This window comes from Streptomyces sp. HSG2, assembly GCF_016598575.1.
GTDB lineage: Bacteria > Actinomycetota > Actinomycetes > Streptomycetales > Streptomycetaceae > Streptomyces.
The window spans coordinates 4,917,146-4,929,891 of the sequence record NZ_CP066801.1 but is presented as its reverse complement, the minus strand read 5'-3'; the positions used below and the strand labels follow the sequence as shown (position 1 = coordinate 4,929,891).

Genomic DNA, 12,746 nt, shown 5'->3' with positions numbered 1-12,746 from the left:
GCCCGGGGGACGAGACCCCGGGCCGCCGGCTCCGTCGAGGAGCGGTGCCCCGTCCCTCGGCGGCTCTCGGATCAGTCGGCCCGCTTCGGGTCCGTCCCCGCCTCGCCGTTCTCGACGCCGAAACGGATGTGCTTCTGACCGTCGCGCGTCTCGTCGGGCTGCTTGTCCTCGCCCTCGCGAGCGGCCTCGGCGCCCGCGCCGTCCTCGGCCTCGACGCCGTCGTCCGCCGCCGCGCCCTCGGCACCGGAGCCGTCCTCGGCCGGCTGGTCGCCCGCTCCGAGGGTGGCACCCACCGCCGCCAGGGCCGTGGTCACCGGCTGGAAGAAGGTCTGGCCGCCCGCCGTGCAGTCGCCACTGCCCCCCGAGGTCAGTCCGATCGCCAGGCCGTCACGGGTGAACAGGGAGCCACCGCTGTCGCCGCGCTCGGCGCAGACGTCCGTCTGTATCAGGCCGGTGACCGTGCCTTCGGCGTAGTTCACCGTCGCGTCCAGACCCAACACCTGCCCGTCGGACAGCCCGGTGGTGCTGCCCATCCGGAACACCTCCTGCCCGACCGTAGCCTCCGCGGCCTGTCCGATCGGAACGACCTGGCTGCCGACGTTCACCTCGCTCGGCGCGTCGACCGCCGGGTCGTCGTACGTGACGAGCGCGAAGTCCCCCTGCCCGGGGAACAGCGCCTGGTCCACTGTCCCGATCGGCGCGCCCGTCTCGTCGGACCAGCGTTCGGCCCCCACGACACAGTGCCCGGCGGTGAGGAAGGCGGGTGTGCCGTCGCCCGCCGTCACGTTGAACCCGAGGGAGCATCGGGAACCACCACCGAAGATCGCGTCGCCGCCGGAGACGAAGGTCTCGAAGGTGCCGGCCGACTTCTTGAGGACGGCCTTGTCCGAGCCGAGCTTCTCCACGGTCGACTCCAGGGTGTCCCACTTCTCGCCGGTGACAGTCGAGTCGGCGGTCACGAGGATCTTGTTGGTGCGCGGGTCGATGGCCCAGGACGTGCCGGGGATCGTCGCCTCGCTCCTGAGCGTCCGGGCACCCTCCCGCAGTTCGTCGATGCTGTTGTCGACCTCGCGGACCGCGGCCCCCGCCTTCTTCGCCTGGATGACGACGTTGTTGTCTCCGGCTATCACGTTGACGACGAGTCGCTGCTCGTCGGCGTCGTAGTACGCGCCCGCGAACGCGTCGCCGAGCAACCCGGAGAGCCGGGAGGCCAGGTCCGAGGCGTCGGCGGCCTTCAGCGTCCGGGGCGCGGCGTCCGCGCCGGTCGCGTCCTCGTCCTGCGACGCGTTCGCCTGGGGCAGCAGGATCGCCGCGGCTCCGAGCGCGACGACACCGCCCGCCGCCATCGCCGCCTTGCGCTTCGGCATTCGCTTGTGACTCACGCTTCTGGCCCTCCTGGGTTCGGTTCCGTGCCACCGGTCGGCGGCGAATCGGCGCGCCTGGATGGCTGTTGGTACGCACGAATCCGAAAAGCCGTTCAACTCACGGCTCTTGCGTTCGCGACTTGCGGAGGCCGGCGATCCGTTCCGACTGGGTCCGGCGGGGGCACTCGGCGCGGGCGAGTCGCCTCGGTAGAGCGAGCGGTGGGGGGTGGCGGTCGCACGCGTCGGCACGCGACCGGGCCCGTGTCGGTCGCGGTGGACCGACACGGGCCGCGGGAATCAGGGGAACGGCGGGCGGCCCCACTCCGCCCGCCGTCCCCGTCACGGGATCGCCTACGCCGCGGCGGGACTCGCACTCCCCAGTCACGAGCCACCTGTCAAACCGCGGGAACGTATACGATCCCGGTCCTCAGAACGTGAAGACGCTCTCGCTGGAGGCGTCCTTCACGCAGGTATTGGTGAATGTCCGTTCGTCGGTGAGGCGTCGCCCCTCCCAGACGCCCTCCACGGTGACGACGACGGGGGCGTGGTCGGGGGCGCAGACGGCGCCCTCCTCCGACGTCAGGGCGTGCACGTCTCCTTCGACTCGGCGGAGCTCGGCACACGCGGCCTCCGGGGCGGGGTGGCTGCCCGACGGGGTGGGCGAGCACACGAGGGTGACGGCGCGCAGCGGCGTGGCGGACGCCGCGCTGTCGCCGTGCGCCACGGTGAGCACCAGGGCCGAGGGGGTGTAGAGCGAGGCCGGGGCGGCGGGTCCGACCTCGGGGGCGGCGGTGTCCGCGCCCGCGTTGACCGCGAGGGGGCCCAGAGCGGTGGTGACCGCGAAGCCCAGAGCGATCGCCCAGCGTGCGGTGTTCCGCATGGTGTGCTTCCTTCCGCTCGATGCGACGGCTGTGCCGGCCCGACCCGGTGGGTGCCGGAGCGGCGAGCGCGAGTCTGCCGAGTCCGACGGTGAAACACACGTCGACCCCTCGGGTTTAGGTAACCTTGCGTATTGAATCAGTGGCGTGAAGTTACGGATTGAGAACGTTTCGACGCGGTAACCTGGCGGTTCTTGACCGACTCCGGTGGCTGAATGGCGCGATTCCCGCGTTTCGTAATCGGCCTGAAACCTCCGCGCACCCGCCCCGAGCATCTTCGAAACGAGGCGGGGCGGGCCGAGGGGAACACCGGCGCCTCGGGGTTCTCCGGGACACCCCGGAGGCACGGCGGTGTCCCGGCCCGAGACGATCCGCCTGCCGGGCGGGCCGGCGCGCGACCGGGCACGGCCCGCCCTTCCGGCGGTGCGCGGGGTCAGCCGGCCGACGGCGGGGCCGAACTCCCGGCCTCGGGTTCGGGGGTCGCGGAGGGGGCGAGCGTCGTCTCGGCCTGCCACATCTGGGCCTCCGAACCGTCGCGGACCTTGACGACGATGTCGGCGTCGGCGTCCTCGGCGGTGGCGGCGAGCGCGAGCTGCCGCCGCCAGAGCGGCAGCAACTCCCCCCGCGCCGTGGCGGCGTAGCGGACGTCCTCCGCTCGCGCGGTGCCCTCCCGGGCGCATGTGCCCAACAGGACGACGCCGGCGTCCGCGCGGGAGTCGAGGCACAGACCGGGATCGGCCACGCTGCGCACACTCCCGTCCTCCTCGTAGGTCCACTGCTGGGTCATGGCGTCCGAACAGCCGGCCAACCGCACACCCGTCCCGGGCCCGGGCTCTCCGTCGACGTCGAGACAGAGTCCCGCGCCCGCGTTGCGCAGCCTGCTCTGACCCGGGACCCCGGGCGGGGCGGACGTGAATCCGGCGGCGCCCGCCTCGGCGGACTCGCCGCCGCCGTCGGAAACTCCGGTGGAGACGGCGGGATCGGCCCGGCCGCCGTCGTACGACCAGACGTTCACCACCAGCATGGTGACCAAGGCACCGGCCGAGACGGCCCCGACCGCGCGGAGCGCCGAACGGGCCGAACGCGCGCCGCGGCGGGCCGGAAGCGGGAGGCGGGCCCACAGTCCGGCGGGTCCACGACGGTGACGGGCTCCACCCTGCCCCCGGGCACCGACCGCGACGCGGCCCGGTCGGGATTCGAGATACCGGCGGGCGCCCCAGCCCAACACCGCCTCGGCCAACAGAGATCCCAAGGCCTTCTCGGACAAGGCCAGTTGATCGGCGGTGTGCCGGCAATGGCGGCACACCGCCAGGTGTTCCTCGACATCGGGGAGCAGTTTTCCGCCGCGTCGGATCGGGGCGTCCAGAAGACGGTTGTAGAACCGGCAGTCCTGACCGGGTGCCAGTTGCTCGTGTGCGTACGCACAGGCGTCGCGGAACTTCTCGCGCGCCTGCGTCAGAGTGGCCGAGGCCGTGCCGTCGTCCATCCCCAACAGAGTCGCGGGCACGGATATGTGTTCGGACTCCACCTCGACATGCCACAACAGGCAACGGGATTGGGCGGGGAGCGCGGCGAAGGCGTGGGCGGCCAGGGCTCTGTTCTCCGGGATCGGCGACTTCGTCGCGCGCATCCCCCTTCCGCCCGAGGGCTTGCGGAGATCCGGCAGGGTGCCGACGACACGTCCGTCCGCCGCCCACTCCCGGACCGTGTCACGCACCGACACCAGGAGTCGGGGGCGGAGCGCCACCGCCGATTCGCCATGGGCCACACGATCCAGGACCCGATGGAGGGCGGCGGCGGTCACCATGGCGGCCACCTGGGACGACGAGGCGAGACACAGCGCCGCGTAGTCGTGCGCGGCCTGCCAGTGCCGGGCGGTCAACAAGGCGACGGAGGCCGCGGCGTCGGTCTCGGGACGATCCCTGGTGCCGGCGGCCAGGGACTCGTCGGATTCCCGGTCTCCACCGGCTGCCGGTCGAAGCGGTCGGGAAGGGTCGGGGGTGGGCACTGAGAGGGTTCCTTTCCCACACGCGCGGTGCACACGATTCTGTGCCCCCGAAAAGATCCCGGGGCGGGCGGATTCCTCTCGGGGACGCCGCGCGAAGGGCCGAATACGTCGCCGATGCGTCGGTCCCGGATCATCAAGGCGTGTGCCACAGCGGCCGATACCCTCGGGCGGGTGCTTCACTCTCGCACAAACCCTCATGGTCAACAAGGCGCACCGACAACTCGCTCCTCTCTCGACCGACGGGCCGAGAACGCGAATCCCTCTTCACTGGCGCAAGCGAACGTTCGCCGGACACGCACGGAGGGCTCGGGCGGGGGTCATGCGCCCGGGGGCGGGGTTCGGCTCCGCATCGACGACCGGACGCACTACGCTGGGGCTCAAGTGACACACCTGTTCACGGTGAGTGTGCGCGATGGAGTGGCGACGATGAGTCCGGTGAACCCGTTCGACGATTCCGCCCCCGCGCGTGCGGTCGTGGACGCGACGGGCAGGCTGCGGGAGTGGAACGAGGCCGCGCGAGGACTGCTGGGCTACCCCCCGGGGGCGGTCCTGGGCAGACCCCTGGCCGACCTGCTCGTGGTGGGCGGTCCGCCTTTCCCCGACCGTGACGCGCGCCGGTGGAGCGGCTCGCTCACGCTGCGCCACCGCGACGGTCACAGCGTGTCCGTCTGGGCGATGGCCCATCGGCCCGCCGGGCGGGACGGTGCCTGGGTGGTGGTGGTCCCCCGGAACGGCGACAGCGCCGAGGGAGTGGCCGAGGACCCCCTGATCCGGGCGGCGCTGCGGCAGTCGCCCTGCGCCACGATGGTCTTCGACACCGGGCTGCGCCTTCGCGGCGCGAACGACGCCATGGCCCGGCTGCTGGACGTGCCCGCCCGTCGACTGCGAGGGCTGCGGCCGACCGACATCGGGAGCCGACCGCAGCACACGGAGCTCGAGGAGCACCTGCGGCGGGTCCTGGACACCGGTCGCGGTCACGACATGCGCGCCTTCATGAAGGCGGCCGGAGAGAGCCGCGGGGCGCACGCCTGGTCGGCCCGGCTGGCCCCGCTCGCCGACGGCGAGGGGCGGGTGCGCGGTGTCTGTGTGAGCGTCCACGACTTCACCGAGCAGCACCGCGCCCGAGAGCGGCTCCAACTGGTCAGCGAGGCGGGCATCCGCATCGGCAGCACCCTGGACGTCACGCGCACCGCCCAGGAGCTGGCCACGGTGTGCGTCCCGGGACTGGCCGACCTGGTCACCGTCGACCTCCTCGACCGGAGGGACTCGGCGGACGGCCGGCGTCCACCGGGGACGCCTATTCGGCTGCGACGCGTGGCCCGGGCGTCCGCCGAGGAGGACACCCCGCGGATCGCCGGGTCCGGACGCACGGACGACTACCCGGCCGGTTCGCCGCAGGCGGAGTCGCTGACGACGGGCCACGCGGTGGCGGTTCCGCCCCTCGTCGGGGGCACTCGGGCCGAGACCTCGCCCGGGGCGGGCGGGCGGGACCCCGTGGGACCGCACGCGATCCTCTCGGTGCCACTGCGGGCCCGCGGCACCACGCTCGGCGTGGCGGTGTTCACCCGGTTCGGCCACCCGGAGCCCTTCACCGCGGACGACGTGCTGCTGGCGGAGGAGATCGCCGCTCGGGCGGCGGTGTCCATCGACAACGCCCGTCGCTACTCCCGCGAGCGCGAGACGACCCTGACGTTGCAGCGCAGCCTGCTGCCCCGGGCACTTCCCACGACGGGTGCCGTCGAGACGGCCTCCCGCTATCTGCCCGCCGCCAGCTCGGGCGTGGGCGGCGACTGGTTCGACGTGATCCCGCTGTCGGGGACGCGGGTCGCCATGGTGGTCGGCGACGTGGCCGGCCACGGCATCCCGGCGTCGGCGGCCATGGGGCGGCTGCGCACCGCGGTCCGCACCCTCGCCGACCTGGACCTCGCTCCGGAGGAGCTGCTGGCCCATTTGGACGACCTGGTCGTCCGGCTCGCATCCGAGCCCGGTGAACGGGCGGGCGAGACCGGCGCCACCTGCCTGTACGCGGTGTACGACCCGATCTCCCGCCGCTGCGCCCTCGCCCGCGCCGGACATCCCGCTCCCGTGTTGGTCGAGCCGGACGGACGGGCGCGGCTCGTCGACCTGCCCTCGGGTCCGCCCCTGGGGATCGGCGGCCTGCCCTTCGAGTCGGTCGAGCTGTCGCTGCCGGAGGGCAGCCTGCTGGCGCTCTACACGGACGGGCTGGTCGGCGGCTCCGATCACGACGCGGAATCCGGCGGCGCGCTGCTGAGCGAGGCGCTGGCCGCCCCGGCGGCCTCCCTGGAAGAGACCTGCGACCGGGTGCTGCGCTCCCTGCCGAGGCCGGACGGTGACGCGCGCGACGTGGCCCTGCTTCTCGCGCGAACCCGGGTGTTGCCGTGTGAACAGGTCGCGACCTGGGACATCCCGGCCGACGCGGCCATGGTCGCCCCGGTGCGCAAGCAGGTCTTGGACCAGCTCGACGGCTGGGGTCTGCGGGAGGCCGCCTTCCCCGCCGAACTCGTGGCGAGCGAACTGGTCACCAACGCCATCCGGTACGGCTCGGCCCCGATTCGTCTGAGGCTCATCCACGACGCCGCCACGCTGATCTGCGAAGTGTCCGACAGCAGCCACACCGCCCCGCATCTGCGCCGAGCGAGGACCTGGGACGAGGGCGGACGGGGACTGCTGCTGGTCGCCCAGCTCACCCGACGCTGGGGCAGCCGGCACACCGCCGAGGGCAAGACCATCTGGGCCGAACTGGCACTGCTCGGCGAAGACTGATCCCGGCCGGGACGGGGCACGGGTGCCCCGTCTCCTCCCCGGACGGCGAGGGTTTCGCTCGGACCGGATCGCACCGTCTGGGGTCGCGCTCGCCGCCGGCCCGTGGTGGGATCCACACCGTACGGCCTCGGGGAGACCCCGCCGCCGCGGTCGAGCCCCGCGGCGAGGATCGAAGGAGACACCGTGGGCAAGACGACGCGGAAGAAACTGCCGGCGGTCTACCAGCCGCTCGGCTTCGCCCTGGGTTGGGCGGGGGGCGCGTTGGCGGGATTCCTCTTCCGGAGGACCTGGCGGCTCATTCGCCACGAGGACGACGCACCGGACGCGCTGGACCCCGACCGGGGCTGGGGGGAGGTTCTGGTGGCCGCCGCGGTCCAGGGCGCCATCTTCGCCTCGGTCAAGAGCGCCGTGAACCGGGGAGGAGCCAAGGCGATCCAGCGCTCGACGGGTTCCTGGCCGGTGAAGACCGATCGCCGACCGGCCTGACGCGCACCGTCACCCGAGGGATGGGACGAGTTCCGGCCGCGCCCCACACGACGCGTGGAGCGCCGCCCGGCCCTCCCCCCTCCCGCCCTCGGGCGGGAGGCGTGGCATGATCCTCGTGTCGTCGCGTGCGGTGATCACCGCGCATCCGCACCCGGCCACCACCACGGCGGCCGACGCCCGGGAAACGTTCCGGGGAGGGGTCCTCCCCGTCCCTCCCGATCCACCACACCGGTCCGGACCCGACCGCCGGAGAAGCCGGGGGACGAGGGCGCCCGCACTCCGGCGAGGCGGAACGGAGGCACCCGGCCGGTGACCACCGGACGCGCCGGCGACGCCGAGCGAGAACTCCCGAGGAGAGACCCGATGAACACGATGCGCGCCATCCGCCAGGACGCCCTGGGCGGCCCGGAGGTCCTCAAGGAGGTACGCGTGGAGCGCCCCTCCCCTCGCCCGAACGAGGTGCTGGTGCGGGTCCGGGCGGCGGGGATGAACCCCACCGACTGGAAGCACCGGGCCAACGGCGGCTTCCTCGGCCGGCCGCCCTTCGTGCTGGGCTGGGACGTTTCCGGAGAGGTCGCGGAGGTCGGCATCGGCGTGGCGGGTTTCCGGCCCGGGGACGAGGTCTTCGGCATGCTGCCCTACCCCTTCGGGCACGGTTCCCACGCCGAGTACGTGACCGGTCCCGCGCGCGCGTTCACCCACAAGCCCGCCGGCGTGGACCACGTCCAGGCGGGCGCCCTGCCCCTCGTCTCGCTGACAGCCTGGCAGGCGTTGGTGGAGGTGGCCGACGTCCGCCCCGGGCAGCGCGTGCTGATCCACGCCGGCGCGGGGGGCGTGGGTCACGTGGCCGTACAGATCGCCAAGGTCCTCGGCGCACACGTGATCGCCACAGCGAGCGGGGCCAAGCACGACTTCCTGCGCTCCATCGGGGTGGACGAGCCGCTGGACTACCGGGAGACGGACTTCACGGAGGCGGTGCGGGACGTCGACGTCGTCCTGGACACGATCGGGGCGGAGACCTCCGTGCGGTCCCTGGGCGTGGTGCGCCCGGGCGGAACGGTGGTGTCGATCCTGCCCGTCGGTCCCGAGGACTTCCCCCGGGAGGCCGAGCGGCTGGGCGTCCGGGCGGTCCGGATGCTGGTGGACGCGGACCGCGGCGGGATGCTGAAGGTCGCCCGGCTCGTGGAGGACGGTCGGCTGCGGGCCGAGATCGCCGGGACCTTCCCGCTGGGCGAGGCCGCGGAGGCGCACGCGGTCGGCGAGCGCGGACGCACCACGGGCAAACTCGTCTTGGCCGTGGACTGAGGCCGCGCCCGCGCGGTTCCGGAATCCCCCCGGGACCGCGCGGGGCGGGGCGCTTCGGAGCACCCCGCTCGACACGCCCTAGGCGTGCGGCGTCCAGGTGAACTTGTCTCCCCCCACCCAGCGGACCACGTCGGGGTCGTCCAGGTCGTGAACGGTGATCCCGAACGCCGCCGCCGCCTCCAGTACGTCGGTGACGGTCTTGGCCTCGCCGACGACCTGGCCGTCGATCTCCACGATCCGGAACGGCGGGGTGCCGGGCTGGACGCCGAGCACCAGGATGCGTGGACTGGCGATGTGCGGACTCGCGCTTTCGGTCATGCAATAGAGGGTAGAACGCGTCGGTCGGGAGCGGGGCCCGGGGGTGGCCGCCTCCCGCGCGTCCGTCCCACGCGAGAAGGGGCAGCCCATGGACCCCGTCACGGCCCTGGACCGGATCGCCTTCCTGCTGGAGCGCTCCCTGGCCCCGGTGTACCGGGCCCGGGCCTTTCGCACCGCGGCCCGGGTGGTGTCCTCGCTGCCCGCTCGGGAGGTCCGCCGCAGGGCGGAGGCCGGGACTCTGGAATCCCTGTCGGGCGTCGGTCCGAAGACGGCCGGGGTGGTCCGCGAGGCGTTGACCGGACGGACACCCGAATACCTCCGCGCCCTGGAGGAGGACACGGGCGAGCCGCTCGACGGGGCGGCACGCGAGCTGAGGAGGCGCCTCCAGGGCGACTGCCATACGCACTCCGACTGGTCGGACGGCGGCAGTCCGATCGAGGAGATGGGCCGGACGGCCGCCGGCCTCGGCCACGCGTGGGCCGTACTCACCGACCACTCGCCACGACTGACGGTGGCCCGTGGCCTGTCGGCCGAGCGCCTGCGCGAGCAACTGGACGTGGTGGCGGAACTCAACGCCCGCTGGGCACCGTTCCGTCTGCTGACCGGCATCGAGTGCGACATCCTCCGGGACGGCTCCCTCGACCAGGACCCCGACCTGCTGGCCCGACTGGACGTCGTGGTCGTGTCCGTCCACTCCGCGCTCCGCATGCCCGCCGAACCGATGACCCGCCGCATGGTGGCCGCGGTGAGCGACCCGCACGCCGACGTCCTGGGGCACTGCACAGGGCGCCTGGTGGCGGGGAAACGACGCCCCGAGTCCGAATTCGACGCCGACGAGGTCTTCGCCGCCTGCGCCGCCTCCGGCACGGCGGTGGAGATCAACAGCAGGCCCGAACGGCTCGATCCGCCCCGGCGGCTGCTCCGGCGGGCACTCGCCGCGGGCACGCTCTTCGCCATCGACACCGACGCGCACGCCCCCGGGCAGCTCGACTGGCAGTCCCACGGCTGCGCGCGGGCCGCGGAGTGCGAGGTCCCTGCCGCCCGGGTGGTCACCACCTGGTCGGCGACCGACCTCCTGGCGTGGACCCGCGACGGCCGGCTCCCGCCCGGGGCGACCCGAGCCTGACCCTCCCCCCCGCCCCCGGTCCCGGCGCGCGAGGAACGCGCGACGATCCGGGCAGGCGCCAAAGCGCACGCCGAACGGAGTGACCCGACCGACCCCACCGGCCCGGACGGCCGGGGTACGCCCCTCCCTTCCCGCTACGGTCCTCTCCGAGAGCGTCTGCCACGCCCGGAAGGGGAACAGCCCGACGATGCCGCGATCGAGGGAGCGGGCGACGCGGGCGCTCACGCGGGCGCGCCGTGATCCGGTGGTGGCGCAGACACTGCGCTCGGCGGCGGCGGCGACGATCTCGTACGTCATCGCGCTCCGGCTGAGCCCCGAAGCGGCCCCGTTGACGGCTCCGCTCACCGCGTTGCTGGTCGTCCAGGTGACGCTGTACGCGACCCTGACGACCGGCATCCGGAGGGTGAACTCGGTGGTCGCCGGTGTGCTGATCGCCATCGTCTTCAGCCAGCTCGTCGGTCTGACCTGGTGGAGTCTGGCCCTGGTCGTCGTGGCGTCGCTCGGTGTGGGCCACCTGGTGCGGGTGGACGAGTTCGTGCCCGAGGTGGCGATCAGCGCCATGCTGGTCATGGGGGTCACCTCCCACGGCGACACCGCTTGGGCCCGGGTGGTGGAGACCTTGATCGGCGCCGTGGTGGGCCTCGCCTTCAACACCCTCCTCGCCCCTCCCGTCTGGGTGGACCGGGCCGGCGAGTCGATCGAGGGGCTGGCCAGGCGCCTGCGGCGGTTGATACTGCGTGTGGGAGAGGAGGCCGTCGGCCGCACGCCGCACCACCTGGCCGCCGCGCGACTGCGGGAGGCTCGCCGGCTGGACCACGCCATCGTCGAGGTGGACGCCGCGCTGCGGCAGGCGGAGGACAGCCTGCGGCTCAACCCTCGGGTGCGTGAGGGGCTGTTGCACCGGGTCGTGTTGCGCACGGGGCTGGACACCCTGGAAATCTGCACGGTGGTGTTGCGGGTGCTGGCGCGCACCGTCGCGGACATGGCGAAGGCCCGGGAACCCGAGCCGTTGTTCACCCCGGAGATCGGCGCGGCCGTGGAGCGACTGCTGGCCGAGATCGGCGACGCGGTGGTCAGCTTCGCGATGCTGGTGACGACCAGCACCAGCGCGGACGCGGCGTCGGCCGAGGAGCGATTCGCGGCGTTGCACCGGCAGGCTTCGACCACGCGGGACCGGCTCGCCGGACTCCTGCTGGACGAGATCCGACAGGACGCCCGTCAATGGCAACTCCAGGGCGCGGTGCTGACGGAGGTCGACCGCATCATCGACGAGATGGACACCGAGCACCGCTCGCGACGGCTCCTGGAGGAATTGGACCGGCACACGCGGGAGCGACGTGAACGGATGCCGCGCGTGACCCGTATGCACGACCGTGTGCGGCGGTGGGGGCGCGGGACCCGGAACCGGGAACCGACCTGACGGCGTACTCCATCTCGCACGCCGGACGACGCCTTGGCGCGGACGGCGGGCGCGGACGACCGGAACGGAACGGGACCACGGGGGCGGGGATGACCGGCGGCACGATCGGAATCGACGGGGACCGGCTGCGAATGGCGGGCGGGGTGTCGGTGCGGTTCGTCCGCACCCCTCGGGCGGCGCGGGTCGGCGCCCGGCCTCCGGCGCTCGGAGCCTTCCCGGTGCGCCGGGTCGAGGACTACCCCGACACGGTCCCGGAGTCCTGGCGGACACGGGGCGGGGTGATGCTTCCGGTCCACCTCGGCGAGGCGATGTGGTTGAGCTTCGTGGGCTCCACCGAGCCCGCGGCGCTTCAGGTCGGGGTCGGCGGGGTCTGCGCGGTCTCCGGCGGGGCCTGGAACGAGCGGCTGCGGCCCCGCCCTCGGAACTACCTGGTGCTCCCCGGCCGGCTGCGGCTCGACGGCGTCCACTCCGCCGCCGGTGCCGTCCGCCCGTTCACGACGGTGTCCGGCGGACTCGACGACGGTCACGAGGACGGGGAGGAGGGACAGTCGGCGTCGATCCGGCTGCTGGCGTACCCGCCTCGGGACGACGGACGGCGGTCTCACCGGGAGAGTCGTCGCGATGGCCCCGCGCCGGAGACGCGCCCGAGGGCGACGAGGAGGGGAGCGGGAGGAACGCTCGCCGTCGGGGGGGTGGGACGGCTTCACCGCGGTCCGGCAGCGGTCCGGGGAACGTCACGATCCTGGGGGCGGCGGGCCTCTCCCGACCGCGGGGGGCCCGCCGTCTGGGCGGAACGGGCGGCGGCTCGGGTTCTCGTCCGCCTCGTGCCTCCCGGGGAGTGGCGGCGGATCACCGGGGAGGCTCCTCCGCCCTCGCCGGTGGACCGGGCGTCGCCACTCGCTCCTCTCCCGTTCGAGGACGAGGGGGAGGTGGACCCTTCCGCCCGTCTGTCGACCTCTCCGGATCGGCCTCTCGGAGACGGCCGAGGCCGGCGGTTCCCGGCCCGGCGAGGCTCGGGGGAACGGTGCCGCCGTCACCACTGAGGGCGACTCGACTC

The 12,746-nt window shown here is 73.5% G+C and carries 10 protein-coding genes; 6 read left to right on the top strand and 4 right to left on the bottom strand.

What is annotated here, in order from left to right:
* Positions 1–71: 71 nt before the first annotated feature.
* The 3 genes from JEK78_RS21480 to JEK78_RS21470 form a co-directional block, all read right to left on the bottom strand.
* A complete protein-coding gene (locus tag JEK78_RS21480) occupies positions 72–1,382 on the bottom strand; it encodes a S1 family peptidase (protein WP_200261815.1) in 1,311 nt (436 codons plus the stop codon).
* Between the two features lie 409 nt (positions 1,383–1,791).
* The gene (locus JEK78_RS21475) at positions 1,792–2,244 is read right to left on the bottom strand and encodes a subtilase-type protease inhibitor (RefSeq protein ID WP_200261814.1); all 453 of its coding nucleotides are present in this window, start codon (positions 2,242–2,244) and stop codon (positions 1,792–1,794) included.
* A gap of 431 nt (positions 2,245–2,675) precedes the next feature.
* Positions 2,676–4,250, bottom strand: coding sequence for an RICIN domain-containing protein (locus JEK78_RS21470; protein ID WP_200261813.1), 1,575 nt, complete (start codon positions 4,248–4,250; stop codon positions 2,676–2,678).
* 426 nt (positions 4,251–4,676) lie between these two features.
* On the opposite strand from JEK78_RS21470, the gene JEK78_RS21465 reads away from it, so the two are divergent.
* The 3 genes from JEK78_RS21465 to JEK78_RS21455 all read left to right on the top strand — a co-directional run bounded on the left by JEK78_RS21465 (position 4,677) and on the right by JEK78_RS21455 (position 8,825).
* A complete protein-coding gene (locus JEK78_RS21465) occupies positions 4,677–7,034 on the top strand; it encodes a SpoIIE family protein phosphatase (protein ID WP_200261812.1) in 2,358 nt (785 codons plus the stop codon).
* 183 nt (positions 7,035–7,217) lie between these two features.
* On the top strand, positions 7,218–7,520 hold the full coding sequence (locus JEK78_RS21460; protein ID WP_200261811.1) for a DUF4235 domain-containing protein: 303 nt from the start codon (positions 7,218–7,220) through the stop codon (positions 7,518–7,520).
* A gap of 363 nt (positions 7,521–7,883) precedes the next feature.
* Entirely contained in the window at positions 7,884–8,825 is a 942-nt protein-coding gene (locus tag JEK78_RS21455; RefSeq protein ID WP_200261810.1) for an NADP-dependent oxidoreductase, read from the top strand.
* Between the two features lie 78 nt (positions 8,826–8,903).
* Here JEK78_RS21455 and JEK78_RS21450 read toward each other — a convergent pair whose 3' ends face one another.
* Entirely contained in the window at positions 8,904–9,143 is a 240-nt protein-coding gene (locus JEK78_RS21450; protein ID WP_200261809.1) for a hypothetical protein, read from the bottom strand.
* A gap of 88 nt (positions 9,144–9,231) precedes the next feature.
* On the opposite strand from JEK78_RS21450, the gene JEK78_RS21445 reads away from it, so the two are divergent.
* From JEK78_RS21445 to JEK78_RS21435, 3 genes are all read left to right on the top strand, one after another.
* The gene (locus JEK78_RS21445) at positions 9,232–10,269 is read left to right on the top strand and encodes a PHP domain-containing protein (protein WP_200261808.1); all 1,038 of its coding nucleotides are present in this window, start codon (positions 9,232–9,234) and stop codon (positions 10,267–10,269) included.
* A 187-nt stretch (positions 10,270–10,456) separates the two neighbouring features.
* Entirely contained in the window at positions 10,457–11,689 is a 1,233-nt protein-coding gene (locus JEK78_RS21440) for an aromatic acid exporter family protein (RefSeq protein ID WP_200261807.1), read from the top strand.
* Between the two features lie 89 nt (positions 11,690–11,778).
* Complete coding sequence (locus JEK78_RS21435) at positions 11,779–12,732, top strand: hypothetical protein (protein ID WP_200261806.1); 954 nt, start codon at positions 11,779–11,781, stop codon at positions 12,730–12,732.
* Positions 12,733–12,746: the final 14 nt, after the last annotated feature.